General features: G+C 62.0%; 22 protein-coding genes and 1 pseudogene. 6 read left to right on the top strand and 17 right to left on the bottom strand.

All coding sequences use genetic code 11. The features are described 5' to 3' along the window. Nucleotides 1-39 precede the first annotated feature (39 nt). The 3 genes and pseudogenes from QZ269_RS00360 to QZ269_RS00350 form a co-directional block, all read left to right on the top strand. A complete protein-coding gene (locus tag QZ269_RS00360; protein WP_291423085.1) occupies nt 40-2,097 on the top strand; it encodes an HAD hydrolase-like protein in 2,058 nt (685 codons plus the stop codon). Further along, a complete protein-coding gene (locus QZ269_RS00355) occupies nt 2,094-3,065 on the top strand; it encodes a DNA-processing protein DprA (protein WP_291423083.1) in 972 nt (323 codons plus the stop codon). Before QZ269_RS00360 ends, QZ269_RS00355 begins: the two co-directional genes overlap by 4 nt. Nucleotides 3,066-3,405: 340 nt before the next feature. Continuing rightward, nucleotides 3,406-3,747, top strand: a pseudogene (locus QZ269_RS00350) (transposase family protein); the annotation flags it as partial. Between the two features lie 186 nt (nt 3,748-3,933). On the opposite strand, the gene QZ269_RS00345 reads toward QZ269_RS00350, so the two are convergent. The 4 genes from QZ269_RS00345 to QZ269_RS00330 all read right to left on the bottom strand — a co-directional run bounded on the left by QZ269_RS00345 (nt 3,934) and on the right by QZ269_RS00330 (nt 8,924). Continuing rightward, the gene (locus tag QZ269_RS00345) at nt 3,934-5,361 is read right to left on the bottom strand and encodes a TniQ family protein (protein ID WP_291423081.1); all 1,428 of its coding nucleotides are present in this window, start codon (nt 5,359-5,361) and stop codon (nt 3,934-3,936) included. A gap of 12 nt (nt 5,362-5,373) precedes the next feature. Then, nucleotides 5,374-6,336: a TniB family NTP-binding protein gene (locus tag QZ269_RS00340; RefSeq protein ID WP_291423079.1), complete on the bottom strand. Its 963-nt coding sequence runs from the start codon at nt 6,334-6,336 to the stop codon at nt 5,374-5,376. A gap of 81 nt (nt 6,337-6,417) precedes the next feature. Beyond that, nucleotides 6,418-8,355: a Mu transposase C-terminal domain-containing protein gene (locus QZ269_RS00335; RefSeq protein WP_291423077.1), complete on the bottom strand. Its 1,938-nt coding sequence runs from the start codon at nt 8,353-8,355 to the stop codon at nt 6,418-6,420. A 50-nt stretch (nt 8,356-8,405) separates the two neighbouring features. Next, a complete protein-coding gene (locus tag QZ269_RS00330) occupies nt 8,406-8,924 on the bottom strand; it encodes a TnsA endonuclease N-terminal domain-containing protein (RefSeq protein ID WP_291423075.1) in 519 nt (172 codons plus the stop codon). Nucleotides 8,925-9,328: 404 nt separating this feature from the next. On the opposite strand from QZ269_RS00330, the gene QZ269_RS00325 reads away from it, so the two are divergent. Continuing rightward, nucleotides 9,329-9,634 carry a hypothetical protein gene (locus QZ269_RS00325; protein ID WP_291423073.1) on the top strand — a complete coding sequence of 102 codons (306 nt, stop codon included), beginning with the start codon at nt 9,329-9,331 and terminating at the stop codon, nt 9,632-9,634. Nucleotides 9,635-9,669: 35 nt separating this feature from the next. Here the strand turns inward: QZ269_RS00325 and QZ269_RS00320 are convergent, their stop codons facing one another. Genes QZ269_RS00320 through QZ269_RS00310 form a run of 3 tightly spaced genes read right to left on the bottom strand, consistent with a single transcriptional unit; the run spans nt 9,670 to nt 11,904 of the window. Then, nucleotides 9,670-10,389, bottom strand: coding sequence for a hypothetical protein (locus QZ269_RS00320; protein ID WP_291423071.1), 720 nt, complete (start codon nt 10,387-10,389; stop codon nt 9,670-9,672). Nucleotides 10,390-10,438: 49 nt separating this feature from the next. Further along, nucleotides 10,439-11,359: a riboflavin biosynthesis protein RibF gene (gene ribF, locus QZ269_RS00315; RefSeq protein WP_291423068.1), complete on the bottom strand. Its 921-nt coding sequence runs from the start codon at nt 11,357-11,359 to the stop codon at nt 10,439-10,441. Continuing rightward, nucleotides 11,356-11,904, bottom strand: a complete 549-nt coding sequence (locus QZ269_RS00310; protein WP_291423066.1) for an NUDIX domain-containing protein — start codon at nt 11,902-11,904, stop codon at nt 11,356-11,358. Before QZ269_RS00310 ends, ribF begins: the two co-directional genes overlap by 4 nt. Nucleotides 11,905-12,000: 96 nt before the next feature. On the opposite strand from QZ269_RS00310, the gene dgt reads away from it, so the two are divergent. Then, a complete protein-coding gene (gene dgt, locus QZ269_RS00305; protein WP_291423064.1) occupies nt 12,001-13,110 on the top strand; it encodes a dGTP triphosphohydrolase in 1,110 nt (369 codons plus the stop codon). 227 nt (nt 13,111-13,337) lie between these two features. After that, nucleotides 13,338-14,135 (top strand): hypothetical protein, encoded by a 798-nt coding sequence (locus tag QZ269_RS00300; RefSeq protein ID WP_291423063.1) that lies wholly within the window; start codon nt 13,338-13,340, stop codon nt 14,133-14,135. Between the two features lie 52 nt (nt 14,136-14,187). Here the strand turns inward: QZ269_RS00300 and QZ269_RS00295 are convergent, their stop codons facing one another. From QZ269_RS00295 to QZ269_RS00250, 10 genes are all read right to left on the bottom strand, one after another. Then, a complete protein-coding gene (locus tag QZ269_RS00295; RefSeq protein ID WP_291423062.1) occupies nt 14,188-14,469 on the bottom strand; it encodes a cold-shock protein in 282 nt (93 codons plus the stop codon). Between the two features lie 223 nt (nt 14,470-14,692). After that, nucleotides 14,693-15,061: a 50S ribosomal protein L7/L12 gene (rplL, locus tag QZ269_RS00290; protein WP_291423061.1), complete on the bottom strand. Its 369-nt coding sequence runs from the start codon at nt 15,059-15,061 to the stop codon at nt 14,693-14,695. A 67-nt stretch (nt 15,062-15,128) separates the two neighbouring features. Then, a complete protein-coding gene (rplJ, locus tag QZ269_RS00285) occupies nt 15,129-15,632 on the bottom strand; it encodes a 50S ribosomal protein L10 (protein WP_291423059.1) in 504 nt (167 codons plus the stop codon). 228 nt (nt 15,633-15,860) lie between these two features. After that, nucleotides 15,861-16,559 carry a 50S ribosomal protein L1 gene (gene rplA / locus QZ269_RS00280; RefSeq protein ID WP_291423057.1) on the bottom strand — a complete coding sequence of 233 codons (699 nt, stop codon included), beginning with the start codon at nt 16,557-16,559 and terminating at the stop codon, nt 15,861-15,863. After that, nucleotides 16,552-16,989, bottom strand: coding sequence for a 50S ribosomal protein L11 (gene rplK, locus QZ269_RS00275; RefSeq protein WP_291423055.1), 438 nt, complete (start codon nt 16,987-16,989; stop codon nt 16,552-16,554). The genes rplA and rplK overlap by 8 nt, the downstream gene beginning before the upstream one ends. A 172-nt stretch (nt 16,990-17,161) precedes the next feature. After that, entirely contained in the window at nt 17,162-17,734 is a 573-nt protein-coding gene (gene nusG, locus QZ269_RS00270; RefSeq protein WP_291423053.1) for a transcription termination/antitermination protein NusG, read from the bottom strand. A 34-nt stretch (nt 17,735-17,768) separates the two neighbouring features. Then, a complete protein-coding gene (gene secE / locus QZ269_RS00265) occupies nt 17,769-17,948 on the bottom strand; it encodes a preprotein translocase subunit SecE (RefSeq protein ID WP_291423051.1) in 180 nt (59 codons plus the stop codon). A 50-nt stretch (nt 17,949-17,998) separates the two neighbouring features. After that, nucleotides 17,999-18,166 carry a 50S ribosomal protein L33 gene (gene rpmG, locus QZ269_RS00260; protein ID WP_022800165.1) on the bottom strand — a complete coding sequence of 56 codons (168 nt, stop codon included), beginning with the start codon at nt 18,164-18,166 and terminating at the stop codon, nt 17,999-18,001. A gap of 264 nt (nt 18,167-18,430) precedes the next feature. Next, nucleotides 18,431-19,444, bottom strand: a complete 1,014-nt coding sequence (locus QZ269_RS00255; RefSeq protein WP_291423030.1) for a hypothetical protein — start codon at nt 19,442-19,444, stop codon at nt 18,431-18,433. An 80-nt stretch (nt 19,445-19,524) separates the two neighbouring features. After that, the coding region (locus tag QZ269_RS00250; protein WP_291423028.1) for a TGS domain-containing protein at nt 19,525-20,738 on the bottom strand (1,214 nt) is incomplete at its 5' end.

Genomic DNA, 20,738 nt, shown 5'->3' with positions numbered 1-20,738 from the left:
GTGCGCTCTTGATGACGGACTTTCCCCTAGCGTGGAGGCGTGAGCGATCAGGACAACTTCTTTTTTCGTGGTGCGGGTGCGGCACACCGTCTGGCGGCTTTCAGATCCTCGACGCCGGGGACGGCCGTCCTCACTGTTCACGGGTGCTTCGCTCCAGGGCTGGAGCAGCAGATTCCCCATTTTGACCGCAGAGACGAGCGGCTGGAGATGGTACTGCGCTTTCCGGGGCTGCCCGACGCCATCGGCGGCACCATTCGAGGCATGCAGAGCTACCACCGCTGGCTCTACTTCGGCGAGATGGTAGGGGGGGTACCGCAAGGCATCCACTATGATCGCCTGCGAACCGCCGATTACGTCCGGGACTACCGGAATCAGATCGAGCATGTCTTGGGCCGCGAGGTTCAGACCCAGTTCTCCAGTAAGCAGGTGGAGAGGCTGTGCTTTACCCCGGCGTTGGCAGCACCGAGTGGTGTACCCGCCGGGATGGGCAGCATCCGAAACATCTTCCTGAATGAGGGTCGCGTTCTGTTCGGTGGCGCATTGGCCTTCGAGAGCGAGCGTCAGCTCCGCCAGATGCTGGAGGAATTACAAGCGACCTACGGCATCCGGCCCACCCTGGTCGCCCCTGGCAACGCTCCAGTCCAGGCCTTCACCCCGGAGCTGGTGCGGGGGTGGTTCTCCGAGAACCCTTCTCTTTTGCCTCCGGGACGGCGGGGAGCCGCTCCCCAGCAGACGGAGACCGCTGCTCAGGCGGCGTCCTTACCCAGTTCACCTGTCGTGCCCTTTGACCTGATCGTCTTCGATTTCGACAATACTCTGGCCTTCACCACCCCGTTGAAGGCGTTCCGGGGGTTAGCCCCGGCGGCAGGCGAGGAGTGGAACCAGGGCCGGAGAAACACCTCGGCCCAGCGCGACGTGCGGGCCTGGATCAAGGCCCTGAAATCGGGGGCGGATGGCCCCAAACTGGCCGTCATCTCCAAGTCCCCCCGCTGGTACTTGGACGCCCTGCTTGATCACTGCTACCCGGGCACCGCCTGGGACGCGGTGCTGGGCCACGACGAGGCCAGGGCGGCAGGTCACAGGTACAAGCCAGATCCCACCCTCCTCCTGGAGTTGATGGGGAGATTCGGCGTGTCACCCGGGCGCACGCTGGTGATCGGCGATGAGGACGACGACGTGGAGATGGCCTACAGGGCGGGGGCGCGCGCCCTGATGGTCGATTTCTACTCCCTGGAAACGAAGCGGCATCTGGAAGAGCAGTTCCGGCAGCAACAGCGCTCCACCCCTGTTCAGGGGGCGACGGCAACCAGGGACTGGACCTTTTTCAACGCGCTGGAGACCCTACCGCACGCCGTCTGCACGGTTCCCCAACAGCTCGGGGAAGTAGCGGCCGACCTGGCGCTGCATGAATTGCCCCTGGAGGCGGCGCTCGCGGGGACACCCCTGACCAAACTTCGGCGGGAGGCCAAGCACTTCCGGATCAACTTATTCAGTCGCCTGCGCAAAGGCGGTCGGCGCCTGCCCACCACCATCCTCGGCCGGTACTTCACCGCCCCAAAGGACGAGAAGGGCGTTCATGCCGTTCCCGGACGCGACACTCACACCCTCACCCGCCAGATCCTGGACAAGGAGCACGGTGAGGCCGAAGTGCCGGCGGTCTGGGTGGACGTGGTGGCCTGGATCCTCAAGGGCATGGCCCGGCAGCATCAGAACCTCGTAGTGACCATAATTCCCGCCAAGTTGGAGCGGCCCCCGCGCCTTGAGAACCTGCTCTACCGGGTTGGCGAGGTGCTGAAAGAGGACGGGTGCGGTCTCCTGCTCGACCCAACGGTCTTCCACTTCACGCCAGGGACGCCCTCCAACAAGCTGCTGAACGGTGAGGAGCGGGGGGAGAACCTGGAGCGGAACCTCCTGTTGCATCCCACCTTTCGGGCCACACCCGGGCACAATTATGTGGTGATCGATGACGTGACCACTACCGGTAGCACCTTCTTGCGGGCCAGGAACCTGCTGGAGAGTCAGGGAGTTGCCCCAGAGGCTGTCCAGGCCCTCGCCATCGCAAAGACGGTTAGCTTCCGTGACCGGAGCCGCCCGTGAGGGGTGTCGCCAGCGAGGGAGGAGAGACGCTCCTCACGCTGAGCTTCGTTCCGGGCATTGGCCCACGAACCCTGTTGAAGCTGGCCGGGCATCCCAAGTTCCTGGAGACCAATGTGGGCGAGATGGGGCTGCTGCTGCCCACCCTCGAACCCAAACTTACGGAGGCCGCCGTGGCCCAGGCGGCGGATCTGGCTCGCGACAACCTCGACCACGCCCGACGGGACGGCGCGCGCCTGCTCACATTCGTTGACCAGGCCTTCCCCGCACTGCTCAGGCAAACCCCAGACCCCCCCGCGTTGCTCTTCGTGAAGGGCGAGTTGCGGCAGGAGCGGAGAGTGGCGGTCATCGGCACCCGTGAACCCACGCCCCATGGAGTAGAGATCGCCCGCCGCTCCACCACTTACCTAGCCGAGCGGGGGTGGAGTGTCGTGAGCGGACTCGCTCTGGGAGTCGATGCCCTGGCCCACCAGGCGGCGCTCGACGTCGGGGGCCACACCGTCGCAGTTCTCGCCCACGGCCTTCAGACAATCGCTCCCCGGCAGCACACCGCCCTCGCTGGGCGCATCCTCGAACAAGGCGGCGCGCTTGTTTCCGAGTATCCCTACGGGGTGGGAGTGTTCCCCGCCCACTTCGTCAAGCGGGACCGGACTCAGGCCGGATTGGCGCAGGGGGTGCTGATGATCCAGACCGACGTGCAGGGAGGCAGCCTGCACGCCAGCCGGGCGTGCATCGACTATGGGCGGCCCCTCGCGGTTCCGAGACCGACCCGGCGAGATATCGAGGCTGGAGAACCCAAGGTTCAGGGGAATTTGCACCTGCTGGGTGAGCCCCGCGAGGCTGCGCGTCTGCTCAAGTGCCGAGAGGGCGACTTGCATCACCTCGTTCCTCTCACCTCCAGGGAGGATTACCCCAGATTCGAGAGCGCCATGCTGGCTAATCGATCCAAAGTGCCCGCGGGATTGTGGTGACGATTGACCTTCGCGCCCACGAGGGCTGGGCGCCGGCCAGCCCAATCAGGATAGAAAACACCTTTTTCGTAACGCAACCGAACTCCGCAGCGCCGAGTGATCGTGAAGGCTCACGTTCACGATCACTGCTGGCACGACACTGGCACCATCCACCTCGCGCGCCCACCAGAATACGATCGGATCTGCTGCACCTGCGGGGCGAAACGAAGGGCCATCTTTCCGCAGGATCCCACCGTCCAGCACGAATCGTCCCCAGCTGACAACCTGAAGTATTGTCGTTGGCGGCCTAAAAATGGAACTTCCGCACATTTGATGATGGAGATTCAGGTGTGTCGCCACCGCCTTCGGTTCCATGCACGACCTCACGCTGTTTCGCCAGTCGGGCGTGCGTCTCCACCCTGAGACCGCCCTGATCGGGGATGCCGGTTATCAGGTCATCTGGCGTCATCATGGCCACTCGATCACACCGCACAAGGAGACGAAGGCCAGATCGCTCACGCCCGAAGAGCGTCAGGAGAACCGGGCGCTGGCGTCAACCCGCCTGCGGGTTGAGCACGTCATACGCCGGTTGAAGATCTTTCGCGTGCTGAAGGACGTGTACCGTCACCGACGACGGCGCTTTTCCTTACGTGTGAATCTCATCGCAGCCGTGTGCAACCACTGCCTGACTGGCACGGCGTGACTTTCGCAAGAGGTCTAGTGTTTGTACAATTACAGGTGGGCGAATTCCGCTTTGAGGGCTTTGTTCTCGGCGATCAACCCGTCGATCTGCTCGGACTGACGACGGATGATCTCGAAGAGATCCTTCTCGGTCATCCGGGCACCCGAGCGACTGCTAATCACAGACGAGCCGTTCTCGCTATTTTTCTCAGGCCCGCCGTCCTTCCAACGAGTGGCTCGCCACGCCCCGGCGATACATCCACAACGTCGTCGCGTCAGGCCGGCGTCCAGCGCGCAGCGCGATCCAGTCGGCCAATTCCGCATTGCTCATGGGCTGGCGCCTCAACGTCTCCTGCAGTTCCACGCCTTGCTCCTGCGTAAGCATGCGACGCTTCTCAACAATGCTGCCCCGCCGAGCGTCGATTACACCTTCAAACCCTCTCTCGTTGTAACGCCGTACCGTCTGCCTCACCAGCTCTGCGCGGACGCCCAGAGCCTCGCAGACCGCCCGTGTGTCTGGCATCCTGGCATAGGCCGCCAGGATGGCCCACCGGCGCCTCTCGGAGGCTGAGGGAGCCTGCTGCGCCTGCCGGTCGAATTCATCGGGCGCGCCGTGGTCAGCGAGCGGCGGGCTGACGTAACGCCGGCGGCCGTTCGCCTGACTGAAGGTCTCGGCCACCGCGTCGTACCAGGTCGGGGGACACAGGAAGTTGACCATCAGGGGACGCCGGGTCAGTTTCAGCGACCGGCAGAGGAGTCCGAGATGTGCCGGCCAGTCTGAGATCAACCAGTCCATCTGCGCGAGCAGGGTGCGGCGATCCTCCAGACCGTAATCCTCGAACGAGCGGTTGGGTCGCTCGTTTCGGCCCACCGGGCCAGGGAGGCCGCAGGAGGTGGACAGGAAGCCTTGTGCGTCCCGTCCAAGAATGAGCGTCAGCAGTTGGTGGAGCACGTCGAATCCCTCAAGCGACGGCACCGTTCCGATCCCTGACCAGACCATCGTGCCTGTGTCCACCGCATCGGCGAGGCGCTGTTGAAGAGCGAGTTCACCTTGATCGGCGGGCATCGTGGCTGCGCCCCGGAGGTCTTCGCCACAGTCCGGGCAGAAGGCGAAGGGCAGTTCCATTTGGAGGCTCCAGTCCTGGCCTCGGCCCAGATCATTGCGCAGGGGCGCGAAGGGCGCGGCACAGGCGGGGCAGCAGTCCAGGAGCCGCAGACCGTGCTTGAGGCAGCTGGTGGCAAACGACATGCGCCAGTGCCGCGCCACATGGGCTTGGGCGCCAGCGAGGCACGCCGGGCAGTAGGCCGCCCCGGGCTTCATCCGCCTGTAGCCTCGCCGATAGAGGGGCATGATCCAGCGCACTGGAGCCTGCTGTGGGAGGGCGGGGACGACGCGGCCTGCCACGGCTCCCAAGGTGAGCGAGTGGATGGTTTCCAGCGGTGTTCCCGTTGCCCTGCTCAGGGCCTGGCCGAATGTCGGCCGCAGATGCCGGTCAGGATCGTGGCTCCAAATATCGTGATCTCCGGTCAACAGCAGCGTGAGGTAGGAGAGCCGCTGCATGTTGGCGTGGGCGAGCCGCTGCACCCAGGAGGACAGCAGTTCACCTTCGTATGGCCGGGGCCGGAGCGGCAGCAACCCCTCCACGGCTCAGGAAGGGCGCGCTGGAGCGCCCAGTTCCAGGGCCGCCGACAACCGGTTGCGCTCAGTTGGGCTATGCCAGTCCAGAGAGCGCAGCAGCTTTTCCGTGATGCATTCAACGTTCGTCCGGATCGCTTCAGTCGCCGCACGCCGTACCAGCAGGATCATCTCACCGATGAGACCGTCAGTCATCTCCAGGATCAGGGGAGCGATCACCTCGGACGCGAGCCGAGACTCTTTCCTCAGCGGCAGGAACGATTCCAGGGACGCGAGCAGTTGCAGATAGTCGCGGTTGAGCACCCAGCGGGGCAGAAAGACCGGAGGAAACCGGTTCTGCACCTGCGGGTCGAGTCGCAGGGCAGCCAGAGCCACCTCGGTGCCTGTCAGGACAATGGGCCGACCGAGGTCGTTGCCGAGCTCCTTGATGGACGTCAGCACCTGTTGCTGAATCCTGGGATTCGCGGCGAGCAGGTTGTTTACCTCATCGAGCACCAGCACCCGCGTACCGAGGCGGCGCAGCAGGGTGCGCACACGGAAGAGCTTGCCATCGACCCCTTCCGAAGGACGCGTCACGGCCCCAAGCTGATTGAGCAGATGGGTGTAGAGCCGCTCTTCGGTGGGTACCGCCGGCGCATCGAAGACGATCACCGGCAATTCTGCCTGGCCGGCGTGTGGATCGTTCTGCGCTGGATGACGGGAAGCGAACTCCCGCACGATGGAACTCTTCCCACTGTTGGTGTGGCCCACGATCAGGACGTTCTCAGGACGAGTCACGTCCGGCGCAGCGTAAAGGTCTTCAAGTTTGGCCAGCACCATCTGGGCGGCCGGATAGCCGATCCAGTGATCCTCCCGGATATAGAGAAGGCGCTCCTCCACTGGTGCGTCGAGCAGGGTGCGGGCCTTGTCCCTCAGAGAGCGCTCTTGTGTCAACTGCAACACCTCTGCGATATCGTAGCCTACGGCGCCGCCCACAGCAAGTGTCCGATCAGCCTGGAATGGGGCAGGACAGGGCCGCATGCCACTGAGCGCCAGCATCGGCCACCTGGGCGCGGCTCAGTCGCGCACATCGTCAAAGGGACGGATATCACCAAACTCCTGGAACTCCGCCAGAGCTGGGCGCTTCGCAGAAGGTGGCCGAGGGGGATCAATGACGGGGGAGCCAGCCTCCTTGGTTTTCTTGAGCTGACGGCGACGCTTCTCGGACTCCAGCCGGGCTCCGCGGGTCGCCTGCTCCTCGCGAGACTGCACCTCCCGCATCACGCGGTAGGCCTGCATGATCGCCAGATCGTCATCCGCACGCATCCTGTTCTTCCGAGCGAAGCGCCGGGCAGCCCGCAGTTCCCACAGGGTCAGTCCAGGAAAGTCAAGCTGACGGGATCGCAGTGGAAAATAGGTATCGAGGTCAGGATCGAGAAACAGAACCCCACTCATGTCCCACGGATCGTAGTGAACCGTCACCTTGCGGCGCTTCACGTTGCGCCCGACCTTCGCGGGCGGGAGGTGGCGAGCCAAAGCCTCACCCACGTAGGTCACCCCCTCGAAGGTCACGCCCGCCGGCGTCACCGTCCGCTCAAAGGACGGCAGGAAATCACGGCGCAGGCGCTCGGCTTCATCACCCATGATCAGTTCGGGATGACCCCGGGCAGGGGCGTCTGCCGTCCCTTTTGTCAGCCCATTCTTCCAGGCTTCCAGGGGCGTAACCCCGAGTTCGCTGTGTACCTTGCGGTGATAAACGCCCAATATGTAGGCCGTCAACCAAGTCTCGAACGCGTCGAGGGTCATCACTGCCCGGCCCTCAGCGTCATAGTCCCCCCGCGCCTGGGTGTTGCTGAAGGTACTTCCCGGCAGGGACTGGATCTCCTTGCTGAACGTACCTAACAGTCGCTCGATGTGGCCGCCGTATTTGGGGCGGCCCACCGGGCGGAATTCATGCACGATGCCGTGCTTGTCGAGCGCCCAGTGGAGCATCTTGCCATCGAACTCACGGGCGTTGTCCATGAACAGCTTGTCCGGCTTCCCCCAGCACGGCCACTCCAGCTTCAGAGAGGCTTCCTCGCTGGTCTTACCAAGCTGGCGGCGCAGATCAGCCAGGGCTGCGTCCACCTCCTGCTGGCGGGTCACCAGCCAGCCCCTTTTGGGCAAGATGGCCTGGGAGATGGCCATGCCCACCCCATACGAAGACGGCGCTTCAAAGCCGATGGAAAAGCCGAGCACCATACGGCTATACACGTCCATGATCAGCGTCAGGAACGCACGCCCCAATGGTTGGCGCAGGCGCTGATCGACCAGGATCAGGTCGATCGGGGTGTGGTCGATCTGGGCCACCGAGTGGGGGGAGATGGCACCCGGGTAGGCTGAGATGATCAGTTGGCGCAGTGTCCCTGCCTTTGGCCCGTAGCGGCGGCTGACTCGCCGTTCGGCACTGATGTCCAACAGCCGCCTCCGAAAGGTCGCAAAATGGGGTGTCTGGAGTGGCGTTTCCCCGACCCTACTCCGATTGGCCCGGTCAATGTCGTCACGGAGACGTTGATACGCGCTTTGCTGTGTGGGCCGTTCCCTGGTCAGGAAATAGGCGTTGATGACGCGCTCGATCAACGCCTCCACCTCTTCTGAAGTCCGGTTGCGATTCCTGTCAGATCTCTGCGGCCTCACCAGCGCATCCACCGAGTCCGAGCGCCGGTAAACGGCTTCCCAACGGTAAAGTGTAGACACACTGATCCTGTTATCCGCCGCTATCCTGGCTACCCGTTCAGACGATCGGTCTGAGCCAAGAGCGAGCAGTTCCTGTACCGCGACGAGCTTGGCCTTCGCCTTTTCCATGCGTCGGGCGTGCTCAGGTGAATCCAGCGGGAAGCCACTCGCGGTTCCCACTTTTGGGGTCGCTGAAGCGGCCTGAACGGGCGTCAACTCCTCGACCGGGGCGTCGGTGAGGGTGCCGTCCTCCCGTCTGACCTGGACTTCACCAAAGGCATGGATGGAGACGATCCGCACCTGTTCTCCCCGATAGACCGCCCGTGTGCCTGGCCGTACCCGGAGCCGGGTCACGTGCCAGCCCTGTAGCGCAGGCAGCTCTGCATGGTGACGGGAGCCTCGGAGTCCATCCAGACCCGGTGACGGGCAACGAGTTGCCAGAGTACCGGGATCAATATCCCGTGTTCATGAACTGGGAAACCGGCAAGCAACTCCGCTGGCGTCGTCTCTCCCAGGGACTCCAACGCGCCCACTAGCCTGGCTTCAAGCTCTGGAGAGGGAGCCCGGAAGCAGTAAGGGCGCAGGAAGGTGGCCCACTGCAGGCGGCCTGTCCTGATCTGGTCTTCCGTGATGACAGCGAAGGTCATATCTCTTTCTGCGGCGTAAGCCGCAGCTGCTTGAAACCGGCATCGGTAAAGGTCTGCGTCTTCGAGCAATTCTGAGCTGTACTTCACCTCAAACATTGCCGGAGGTCGCCCGCACTGATAGGTCACGAGGACGTCTGGCGTGTAGCGCCGCTTTCGCCCTGAATCGTCCAGGAACGAGAGCGTGACGGGTTGTGGCAGCACACGCTCAACGACCGGATCCATGGAGAGAATGATGTAAAAGTCTCGTTCCAGAGTGGACTCATACCCAAGACTGGGCCCGCCGTCAATGGAGGGCAAACTCCCTCGAACCGACCGGTAAGACTTCTTGATCTTCCGCGCCGGTGCGTCAGGGATGCCAGGAGTCATTTCTCAATTAATGTATTAAATTTCTGGAGATTTTGCAATTATTGTGTATACTGGTTCTCAAATATTTTGTTAAATTTTGGGGATTACGGCGTTTCGCTTCGCAAATTGCGTGAAAGCTGACACCCGCGCCTATAGCATTGACCGCCCCAGTCCTGGGGGGCTGGCCTGCTGGCGTGCGCCTGTGCAAATGCTGGCACCGAAACGCTCCGGCTTTCTGGAATCAATGGTCTGATAGGCCTAGGCCGTCTAAACTGTCGCCCATGACCGGAAAAACCATTGCCCCCAACGACCGTGCCCGCCTCGACCAGATTTTTATGCAGGTGGTCTTGGATGTTCAGGCGCAGGTGCAGCAGACCACGCCGCCACAAACGGGAAACCTTGCCGCCATGTTTCATAAGGAGACTGTCTCAGACGCCTTGCAAGGCTGCGCCATACTTATTGCAGGCTGGAACCAGGGCCGCATAGACGAGGCGGGAATCACGCGCACCACCAAGGCTTTGAGGGCACTGAACCTGTCCGAACTGGCCGAGCGGATTCAGAAACTGGCGCAGATCGACGAAGGATAAAGCCAGGGCGGTCTGTAGGACAGACCTGATTGTACCTAGCGGCGGCGACCCATCAGAAACCACGCGGCGGCAGCGGCCAGAAACCCCACGCCAGCGTACGTCCATAGATTGGGACTGCGCGGCGGCCTCACAGCGGGCGTGCTGTAACTCGGATAAGAAAGCGCTGGCTGGGGCGCGGCAGCATTAGCAATGCCATTGACCGCCGTGAAGATAAGCGCGTACTTAAGAATGTCGTAGCCGATTGCGTGCTGGCGGTAATAACTCTGCGGGTAGGGGTAGTAACGCCCCGGCTGAAGCTGGTACTGATACTGACTGCTGGGCGCTGCACTGTAGGTTATCGCGCTGCGGGAAACCCCGGCGGGCAGTGTCACCTTGTTCCAGCTGCTCCACTGCGCCGGGGTCACTTTGGCGGCGGCAGCTGTATTCAGCGGGTGAGTGCGGATAGCCGCGTTACTAGGCAAAGACACCTGCCGTTGAGTTGCCCGTCGCTGGGCCGTACTGGGCGTGCGGGACCCCACAGAACCCGGCGAAGTGTACCTGCTTGTCGAGGTATTCTGCGGCGCAGTGGGCGGCGCGGTGGGCACAGAGCGCGGAACGTAACGGGGAGACGACCGGTAGGTGCTGCTCCGGGAAGGTGCACTCCGGTAGCTGCTGCTCCGGCTTCCGCCGAACCCACCTCCACTCCGGCGAGCAGCGTCGGTCAACCCGGAAGTCAGGGTCAGCCCAGCCAGTAACACGGCAGCAAATCGCTTCATCACCAGAGAGTACGCACTCAAGAGAGCTTAAGTTCCCCGCCCCGCGCAATCAGTACACATTTCCCGGCAGCCCAGCGAGCACCGCCCGCGCCTGCTCGGCGTCACGGGCAAGCTGAGCTTTCAAGTCTTCCAGACCGGCAAACTTTTGCTCGCCGCGCAACCTGTCATAGAACTTAACCTGAAGTTCTTGCCCATAGAGGTCTTTATCAAAGTCAAACAGATTGACCTCGAAGCGGCGCTCGGTGCCGTTCACAGTGGGCCGGGAGCCGACATTTGCCATGCCTGCCCAGCGTTCCTCCCGCCCGTCCCGTTCGCGCTGCACCGTCACCGCGAATACGCCCAGCGGCAACGCCTTGCCCGCCGCCACCTGAAGGTTCGCCGTGGGCCAGCCGATGGTGCGGCCCAGCTGATCGCCCTTGACCACAACCCCCTCGGCGTCGTACTGGCGGCCCAGCAGGCGGCTGACGGCCTGCACTTCGCCCGCCCGGAGCAGTTCACGCACGCGGGTACTTTTGATGTCACCGCCGCCCAGCTGATGCATCGCCAGCGTGACGACCTCGGGGGCCACCAGCCGTAGATCGGCCACACCGCCCGCACGCCCCCGCCCAAAGTGAAAGTCTTCACCCACGACAATGGCGCGGGGCCGTAAAGAGCGCAGGTCCTGTAAAAACTCTTCCTTGGGACGCGCGGCGAATTCGGGCGTAAAGGGCACCGCGATGGTCTCATCCACGCCGTACAGCTTAAGCAGTTCCAGCTTTTCGGGCAGGGTCGAGAGGAATTCGACGCCCTGGGTCAGCACCCGCGTCGGAGGGTCGAAGGTGTAGACCACGCTGGGCACCCGGTGCTCCCGCGCCTTGGCCTTGAGCTGGGCGATCAGAGCCTGATGTCCCAGGTGAACCCCGTCGAAACTGCCGATGGCGACCACTGTGTCGGTATCCGGGCGCTGCCCCGGCGAAACATAGGTCTTCAAGGCTGGGCCTGCCCGTGCTGGGCCTGGGGCCGCTCCTTCAGGCGCTGCACTCCGAACTGGGCCGCGCTCATGGTCGAGGCGCTGCCAACCACCGAGCCGTTACGCAGCCCGTCCAGCACCGCCTGGGGCGTCATCCAGACGACCTCGATGTCCTCGTCCTCATCCATCGGCAGGCGGGATTCACGCAGACGGGCCGCCTCAAACACATACAGCTGCTCATCACAAAAGCCCGGTGACGAATAGAAGCGGGTCAGCAGGGTCATATCGGCGTCGAAGCCAGCTTCTTCTTGCAACTCACGGCGGGCCGCCGCCTCAGGACTTTCCCCGGCTTCAATCAGCCCTGCGGGGGCTTCGAGGGTGGTTTGACCAATCGCCAGACGGCTCTGGCGCACCAGCAGCATCTCGCCCCTTTCATTCAGCGCCAGGATAGCCACGGCGTCGGCGTGCCGGATAATTTCCCATTTGCCCCCGATCACTTCTAACCGGAGAATATGGCCCTCGTAGAGCACCTGCGTGTCGGCTTGAGACGGGCCTAAATCACTCATGTGCCGACTCTAGAGCATTTCGGGAAAACAGCGGGCGTCTGGGCCGGGCCGCCGACGGGCTGCCGGACACCGGGCATCATCTGCCACAATGCCCCCATGTTCCTGCGCACCGATCTGGAAATCCGTGAAGCGACGACCCTCGCCCCCTACGCCACGTTCAGTGCGGCGGCGCAGCGTAAATACCCCGAGGACACCAGCCGCACGCGCACCGCCTTTCAAAAAGACCGCGACCGCGTCTTGCACACCACCGCTTTCCGGCGACTGGAAGCCAAGACCCAGCTGTTTCTGAATGCCAGGGGTGATCATTACCGCACCCGCCTGACGCACACGCTGGAAGTGCAACAGGTCGCCCGCTCCGTGGCCCTGAACCTGGGTCTCAACGAAACCCTGGCAGAAACGGTGGCGCTGGCCCATGATCTGGGTCACCCCCCGTTCGGGCACGCGGGCGAACGCATCCTGAATGCACTTATGGCCGAACACGGCGGCTTCGACCATAATTTGCAGGCCCACCGCATCGTGACACATCTGGAAGACCGCTACCCGCACCACCCGGGCCTTAACCTGACCCTGGACACCCTCGACGGACTTAATAAGCACCACCGCAGCGGCCTGGGCCAACCGGGTCTGGAAGCGCAGGTCGTGGACCTCGCTGACGCGCTGGCCTACACCGCCCATGATCTGGACGACGGCCTGAGAAGCGGCATGATCCAGAACCACGAACTGGCCGGGCTGGGGCTCTGGCAAAAGCTGCGCGACCAGCTGGGCCTGCGCGGCAGCGACCTCGACACGCTGGACCGCCGCCTGCTACACCGCGAGCTTCTAAGCTGGCTGATCGACGAATTGACCACCAGCAGCGACCAAAGCATCAGGCAAAGCGGCGTACAGTCGGCGGCGGACGTTCACGCGCAACCCCAGAAACTGATCGAGTATAGCCCCGAAACCCGCAGCCTACTGCGCGAGACGAAAGCGTTCATGGCCCAAAAGCTCTACCACCACTGGCGGGTCGAGATGCAGGTCGAACAGGCCACCCGCGTCCTGGAAACGCTGTTTCACGCCTTCATGCAGCGCCCGGCCATGCTGCCGCCCCGGCCCCGCCGCCGCGAACAGGCCGATGGACTGCCGCGCACAATCTGTGACCACCTCGCTGGCATGACCGACCGCTACGCCCTGGAAATCTACTGGAGCCTGGTGCCAGCGGTTCCATAAGGCTGACCCGCCCGGCCTTGCCAGCTAATACGGACGGCCACCTGTTTCGTTCCCAACCCGCAAGGCTACTGGGTTGCCAACTCCATGCCCGACAGTCCGGTTTGCTGCTGCTCGCTCTGAGGCGCAGCTTTGCGAGTCTGCCCTGGTCGAATCCAAAGCGGCCCGGTTCAATTGGCAGTGCGTTTAATGTCCTCAGAGCACACCACCGCGTACCGTATTCTGTTGCTATGGACGGCTTGACCATTCAGCACCTTCTCCCCTATCTGCTACTCCTGCTGCGTGTCCTGACGGCCCTATGCTTTATTCACGCGCTGGTCACGCGCCAGGAACTCTACTGGCTTTTTATCCTGGGGATGGCGACTTTTTTCGGCGGCATCTTCAGTACGGTGGGAGCGGTCGTGTACGCCGTCACGGTGTTTTTTCCTTGGCTTGGCGGGGCCAGAAGGCAGGCCGGGCAGGCTGTGTCCAGGGGGGTCAATGCCCTCAAATCGCTCGACGTGCGGATTCGTGAGGCGTCGGCGGCACTCGCAGAGAGCGACACCCTGCAACACCGCACGGATCTGGCGGCTTTGCAATCCCGCGCAGGCAAACTAGAAGAAGCCCAGGCCACCTTGGACCCACTCCTCAGAGGCATTTACGCCGACGATCCCCTGGTGCTGCTCTCATCTGCCGAACTTGATCTGGCCCGTGGCAAAGCGGGTGAGGCCGAACAAAAGCTGAACCTGGTCGACCTGAAAACCAGCGCCGGAACCCGCACCCGCACCCTGACCCTGCTGGCTCAGGCGCAGGAAAAACAGAATCTGCCCGCCGACCAGACCTATCAAGAAGCCCTACTGGGAGCCACCACCGAGGAGCCACGCGCCCGTTACGCTGCCTACCTGCTGGCACAGGGCCGCCGAGATGAAGCGCAGGCCCTACTGGACGCAATGAAAAGAACTGAGCAGAAGGCCACCAGTCTTTACCGCCGTCAAGAAGGCGAGTGGTTTACGCTGGCCGCGCAGCTGAGGAAGGAACTCAGATCATAAAAAAGCCCCCTACCACGCAGGCAGGGGACTGACGATTACGATGTTTTACTGATTACCAGCGATCATCGCGGCGGGGGGGACGTGAGCCGCCAGCGCTGCTGTTGCCGTAGGCCGAGGCAGGGGCTGCCTTGGTAACGACAATATTCTTGGCCTGGGGGCCTTTACCGTTCTGACCAGCTTCGATCTCGAACTCTACTTCGTCGCCTTCGTTGAGCTTCTTAAAGCCCTGAGCGTTGATCGCGCTGAAGTGCGCGAAGACGTCGGCGCTGCCTTCCGTCTCGATGAATCCGAAGCCTTTTTCCGCGTTGAACCACTTAACTCTACCTGTAGCCATCTTAATTCTCCTTGCTCGCACCAACATAAATCGCATGTTCCTGTGTATTACCGGGCACATGGATCAAATCCGTCGCTGGTGTGGAACTTACGCAGCATACGGGGTCAAACATCCCAGAAACGAATACCAGGACACAATTGACCTTCAGAAGCCTTTGAAACTGGCGACCCAACAGGAAACCCCCAACCACAGTGGCTGGGGGCTGCATTCCGGAACGGAAGGATTACTTCAGTTCGACTTTTGCGCCAGCTGCTTCGAGCTGGGCCTTCATCTTCTCGGCTTCGTCCTTGGCTACGGCTTCCTTCAGAACGCCGCCCTTCTCGCTCATGTCCTTAGCTTCCTTCAGACCCAGGCCAGTGATGGCGCGGATTTCCTTAATGACATTGATCTTCGAAGCGCCAGCGTCAATCAGCACGACATCAAAGTCGGTCTTCTCTTCTACGGCAGCCGCCGCAGGACCGGCAGCGCCGCCGCCCATCGAAACAGCGGCGGTAACGCCCCAGGTTTCTTTCAGACCGTCGATGAGGTCAGCGAGTTCCATAATGGTGAGGGTGCCGAGTTGATCAATAAGAGCCTGTTTGTCGTAAGCCATGATGTATTCCTCCAGGAATGAAATAGTTGAATGACTGCTAAAATCGGAAAGCTACCGGCGGAACGCTTTAAGCGCTCTCGCCTTCGCCTTCAAGCTTGGTTTTGTAGGCTTCGAGGATGCCCACGAAGCTGCTGAGGTGGGCGCTCATGACGCCGACCAGTTCAGCCTGTAGCTCCAGCTTGCTGCCGAGGCTGGCAAGACGGTTCACAAAGTTCAGATCAACTTTGTTGCCTTCGACGAACCCGGCCTTGATGCTTGGGATTCCCTTGTCGTTGCCTTTGGCTGCCTGAGTCAGGGCCTTGGCAACGCCTGCGGGGTCTTCATGAGCCAGGACGAGGGCGCTGGGGCCTTTGAGAGACTCGGTGAAATCACGCCCACCTGCTTGCAGAGCCAGATTGATCAGGGTGTTTTTGGCAACAATAAGCTGCCCGCCCTTTTCACGGATGTCTTTACGCAGTTGGCTCAGTTGCCCGGCGGTCAGTCCCTGGTAATCGACGACGTAGAACGTTTCGACTCCTGTGAGGCTGCCCTGAAGGCTGCTGAGGTTCTGCTGGTTTTTTTCGTTCGCCACGCGGTGAACCTCCTTAGTGGGAACAAGTTCAGGTGCAAAAATTTCGCGAGCAGTGCTGCGCCGCAACCTGACAACTCGGCGGGATATTTAAACGTGGCTAGCGTCCCCGCTGTCTTTGATGCCGAATAGGGGCGAAGTGACCAAGAACCTGTTAAAAGCAGGTGCGAACTTGCTGCACCGGAATGCCGTTAGGAAAAGGGAACAGGCCTAGACCCATTCCCGGTGAACTCAGGAAACGCTGCTGCTGACAGACAGCGGAATACTTGGCCCCATGGTGGTGGTCAGGTAAGCGCTGCGAAGGAATACGCCCTTGGCGCTGCCGGGCTTGGCCCCTTCGAGCGCGGAGATCAGCGCACTGAAGTTCGCGCTGAGGTTCCCGGCATCGAAGCTGGCCTTACCAATCGGCGCGTGAACCACACCAGTTTTGTCGTTACGGAACTCGATACGGCCAGCCTTGAGGCCCTTGACCATGCCGCTCACGTCGGGACCGACGGTGCCGCTCTTAGGGTTAGGCAGCAGGCCACGGGGGCCAAGCAGACGGGCAAGCTTCTGGCCCACAGCCGCCATCATGTCGGGGGTCGCCACGACGGCATCAAAGTCCATGAAGCCGCCAGCAATGCGGTCGATCAGTTCATCGCCGCCAGCATAGTCGGCCCCAGCCGTTTCAGCGGCGGCCACATTTTCACCCTTGGTAATCACAGCGACGCGTACAGTGCGGCCCGTCCCGTGAGGCAGCGCGACCGTACCGCGCACGTTCTGATCGCTCTTGCGAGGATCAATACCAAGGCGGAAGTGCACTTCGACGGTTTCATCGAACTTGGCGGTTGCCAGTTCCTTGACCAGAGCGGCGGCTTCGTCGATGCTGTACTGCTTGTCGCGGTCAATCTTGCCGACCAGCGCGTTGTAACGCTTACCATGCTTAGCCATTGCTGGGGCCTCCCTCGACCGTCACGCCCATGCTGCGGGCGGTGCCAGCGACCGTGTTCGCGGCGGCTTCAACGCTGCCTGCGTTCAGGTCGGGCATCTTGGTCTTGGCAATTTCGAGAACCTGATCCCAGTTAAGGTTACCGACCTTGGCCTTGTTGGGGGTGGCGCTGCCCTTGGCGATGCCCGAAGCCTTGCGGATCAGGTAGCTCATAGGCGGGGTCTTGGTGATGAAGGTGAAGCTGCGATCTGCGAAAATAGTAATTTCGACTGGAATAATCGCGTCGCCTTTATCGGCGGTCTGGGCGTTGAACGCCTTGGTGAATTCCATGATGTTCGCACCGTACTGACCGAGCGCGGGACCCACGGGCGGGGCCGGAGTGGCCTTACCCGCCGGGAGTTGCAGTTTGACAATCCCCATGACTTTCTTCATTACGTTCCTCCTTAGCTCCCCCAGCACAGTGACAAACCGTTAAAACTCAGGTGTGGGGTGCTGACGCTAAGTTCCGTGTTTCGACGCTGGAAACACAGCAACTTTTCTATTTTACTCTATCTGGCTCACATTTGCCAAGAGGCCAGCGTGAAACCAGTTGAAGCAGCCTGATTTAGCGGCTGACCTGCGAGAAATCAAGTTCGACAGGCGTTTCACGGCCAAAGATGCTAACGAGCACCTTGACCTTCGACTGCGCCTCGTTGACTTCGCCAACCACGCCGCTGAAATCGGCGAATGGCCCAGCAGTCACGCGCACCATGTCGCCCGACTTGAAGTTGGCCTTGACGCGCGGCGCTTCCTCGGCGACAGGCTGCGCCCCGACACCAACCGAGGCCAGCAGGCGCTCGACCTCGTCGGGAGCCAGCGGCACCGGATGTGTCGAAGTGCCGACGAAACCCGTCACGCCGTTGGTGCCGCGCACAACTTCCCACGACTCGCCCAGCTCACCGGGGGCGTCGTCATCCTCGATATCCATCTGCACGAAGACGTAGCCAGGAAACAGCTTGTTCGTGACCATGACCTTCTTGCCGCCTTCTTGAATTTCCACCTTTTGCTCTTCAGGCTGAATAACCTGAAAGATCTTGGTGTAATACATGCCCAGTTTTCTGGCGCGGTCCATCAGTTGTTCCTGCACGCGGTCTTCCTGACCGACATACGTGTGAACGGCGTACCATTCGATGCTCATGCTTGCGCTCCCCAGCCTGTGAAACTGCCGACGCTCACTTGAGCGCCAGATGGATTCCGGTGCTAAACAGGACATCCATCAGCCAGACGATCAGCGTCAGCGCGACCACAAAAATGATCACCGCCTGCGTCCCTTCCAGTACCTCGGTGCGGGAAGGCCACGACACACGCGAAAGTTCCTCGCGGGCCGCGCTGAAATACTGAGCGATATTCATGCCGTCGCCACCTTAGGAGAAGAGATCAAAAGTCTGCCCCGAAGGGTGACTCAGACCTTCTTCTCCTTGAACACAACGTGCTTTTTAGCCACGGGATCATACTTGCGCAGTTCCATCTTGGCCTGGGTGTTACGGCGGTTCTTGGTGGTGGTGTAGTAGAAACCGGTACCAGCACTGCTTTCCATTTTCACAATAATGCGCGGGCCGTCTTTAGCCATGAGATGCTCCTTTCGCAACTGCCGCCTTACGGCGCTTAAGCTGCTCCCAGCGCCCACTTTTGTGGGTCAGATGTCGCTGGTAAAAACCCGCCGTCTGGCGGGCAACATTTCAAGTATAAGCAGTTTGGGTGTCAGTGTCCACTCCTAGCCCCCCCCGCCCCGTCCGGGTGCATCTCACCACGGTGGCACGGACAGCAAGGGAGGCTGTTCTTAGGCTGCTCTTCACACACCCCCCTTCTGTGCTAGAAGCACCAGGCAGCATGACTATGGCCCGGGCGACAGGACAAAAGGCGTCAATAGTCCCTGCCCGGCCACTTCGCGCACCACCTGGGCCGCGTGCTGGAGGGCCAGCGCCGCCTGATAGGTTCGCCGGGCCAGGTCACGTTCGCCTTGCAGGTCGCGCACCTGCCCCAGCCGCGCCAGAACCAGACCGGCCAGACTGCGCGGCTGTCCATCGGTCAGGCCATGCGCGGCCCGCTCAAGCAGCTCACGGGCCGCGCCCAACTCACCGGCTGCCAGATAGATTCCAGCCGCCAGCGTGTCGAGTTCGGCTTTCGGGGTCACTTCGTCTCCGGTTTCACGGGTCAGGCTTTCGAGCAGGGCATTCGGATCGTCTTCCTCATGTAGCTGCCAGGCCCGGTCGGCAAGTGCTCGCAGGCGGCTGATTTCGCCAGGGCTGAAGCCGGTGAGGTCGGGAAGTTCAGCGCCGGATACGTGTTGCAGCAAGGCGGGAAGATCGTCGAAAGGGGCGAGCACCAGTCCCTGCTGGCCTGCAAGTGCCTGCACGGTTTCGGCTAGGCGTTTTGCCCGCCAGAGGGTGCCCGGTCCTTCATCGAGTTGCTCACGCAGAGTCTGGTGGTAGTCCTGTACGGCGCGAAATAACCCGCCATCTGTCCCGTTGCCAAACAGCTGCGCGGGAGCCAACGGCACGGTCAACTGCTGGCTCAGTTCGGCTTCCGCCTGTGCTACAGCCTGCAAGCGCTCACGGCCCTGCGGATACTGCCCGAGATACCCCACCAGTTCTTCGTGGTCACGCTGCGCCCAACTCCAGTCGCGCAGCAGACCGTCCCGAACGGTTATTCCGGCGGCGGGCAGCGCATCGCGCAGTGGGTGGTCTGGGTCATTGGAGCTGACCCAGACCACTTCCTGGCTTCCCCCTTCTCGGCTTCCCAGTGCCCGGCTTCCCAGTGCCCGGACCAGTTCGACGACGGTACCCGCATTGAACTGGGGCTGTAAACGCAACAGGTCGCCGAGGTCTGGCAGCAGAATAAGGCTCACAGGCCGACTTTAGCGCTCCCTGAGAGCTGCCCTGCCTCAGTTCCATTCAACTCCATTGCCATTCAACCTGAGCTTTTCGGTCAGTCGCTGCTGGCGCTGCGGCTACGCGCCCCCTTGCGGCCAAGGCGCACGACGTCGCTGATGCCCGGCACCTTGAGAATGGCCTGCCGGATTTGCTCAAGCTGTGAGTGTCCGGACACAGCCAGGCGCAGAGAAATGTGCGCGACATCGTCGGCTCCTACCCCCGCCTCAATTTTCATGGGGCTGACCCTGAGCTGCGTCAGGGTACCCAGCACGTCGGCCAGCAGCCCGCTGCGGTCGGGGGCCAGCACATCGAGTTCGACAATGGTGTTGCCTGCCGTTCCAGCGTCCCAGCTCGCGGCGATGCAGCGCTCGGACTCGTCTTTAAGCAGACGAATCATGTTGGGACAGTCGAGCCGGTGAATGCTGACGCCCCGCCCACGGGTCAGGTAGCCCATGATCTGATCGTAGCGCATGGGATTACAGCAGTGACTGAGTTTGGTCGTGGTGGTAAAGCCCTCCACGAAGACGCCGCCCGGCTCGGGCGCACGCGGCACCGGCCCCTTACGCTGCGCCGCGCTGACCTGCTCCTGTGCAAGACTGGGCGAGAGAATACGCGCCACCACCGCCGGGGTTAGTTTTCCGGCATTAAGCGCCAGATACAGGTCGTCGGGATTGCGGGTGCCGAGCAGCTTATGGGTCGCTTCTTCCAGCAGTTTGGTCCGCATCAGCTGACGCACGGCCAGCTGCCGCTTCCGCAGGTAACGCTCCAGCAGGTCGTGGCCGCGCCCCAGCGCTACCTCGCGCTCCTGGGTCCGGAAATGGTGGCGGATTTTGGTGCGGGCGCTGCGGGTAATGGCAAAGTTGAGCCAGTCCTTGCTGGGCTTCCCCACCTTGCTGGTCACAATTTCGACCATGTCGCCGTTGTCCAGGCGGTGCGACAGCGGCACGATGCTGCCGTTGACCCTGGCGCCTACCGTGGTTTCCCCAATGCGGGTGTGGATGTGATAGGCAAAATCGACCGGGGTGCTTCCGGCAGGCAGCGATACCGCCAGCCCCTTGGGGGTAAAGACGCGCACCCGCTGCGAAAGGATGTCGCTCTTGACCGCGTCCATGTAGTCGGAAGCGTCGTTGATCTCGTTTTGCAACTCCTTGAGCTGCAAAATCCAGTTTTCACGGTCGCGCTGGGCCAGCTGGTTGCCCTGCTTGTACATCCAGTGAGCCGCCACCCCGAACTCGGCGACCTCGTGCATTCTCCTGCTGCGAATCTGCA

This window comes from Deinococcus sp. (genome assembly GCF_018260405.1).
GTDB lineage: Bacteria > Deinococcota > Deinococci > Deinococcales > Deinococcaceae > Deinococcus.
Note: the sequence above shows the minus strand (reverse complement) of the source record. Positions and strands in the feature narration are given on the sequence as shown.

Excerpts from the sequence above, each read along its gene's own strand:
- QZ269_RS00330 (WP_291423075.1), bottom strand. The coding sequence starts at position 8,924 with ATGGATCCGGTCGTTGAGCGTGTGCTGCCACAACCCGTCACGCTCTCG.
- QZ269_RS00325 (WP_291423073.1), top strand. The coding sequence starts at position 9,329 with ATGACCGGAAAAACCATTGCCCCCAACGACCGTGCCCGCCTCGACCAG.
- QZ269_RS00320 (WP_291423071.1), bottom strand. The coding sequence starts at position 10,389 with ATGAAGCGATTTGCTGCCGTGTTACTGGCTGGGCTGACCCTGACTTCC.
- QZ269_RS00310 (WP_291423066.1), bottom strand. The coding sequence starts at position 11,904 with ATGAGTGATTTAGGCCCGTCTCAAGCCGACACGCAGGTGCTCTACGAG.
- dgt (WP_291423064.1), top strand. The coding sequence starts at position 12,001 with ATGTTCCTGCGCACCGATCTGGAAATCCGTGAAGCGACGACCCTCGCC.
- QZ269_RS00300 (WP_291423063.1), top strand. The coding sequence starts at position 13,338 with ATGGACGGCTTGACCATTCAGCACCTTCTCCCCTATCTGCTACTCCTG.
- QZ269_RS00295 (WP_291423062.1), bottom strand. The coding sequence starts at position 14,469 with ATGGCTACAGGTAGAGTTAAGTGGTTCAACGCGGAAAAAGGCTTCGGA.
- rplL (WP_291423061.1), bottom strand. The coding sequence starts at position 15,061 with ATGGCTTACGACAAACAGGCTCTTATTGATCAACTCGGCACCCTCACC.
- rplA (WP_291423057.1), bottom strand. The coding sequence starts at position 16,559 with ATGGCTAAGCATGGTAAGCGTTACAACGCGCTGGTCGGCAAGATTGAC.
- rplK (WP_291423055.1), bottom strand. The coding sequence starts at position 16,989 with ATGAAGAAAGTCATGGGGATTGTCAAACTGCAACTCCCGGCGGGTAAG.
- nusG (WP_291423053.1), bottom strand. The coding sequence starts at position 17,734 with ATGAGCATCGAATGGTACGCCGTTCACACGTATGTCGGTCAGGAAGAC.
- secE (WP_291423051.1), bottom strand. The coding sequence starts at position 17,948 with ATGAATATCGCTCAGTATTTCAGCGCGGCCCGCGAGGAACTTTCGCGT.
- rpmG (WP_022800165.1), bottom strand. The coding sequence starts at position 18,166 with ATGGCTAAAGACGGCCCGCGCATTATTGTGAAAATGGAAAGCAGTGCT.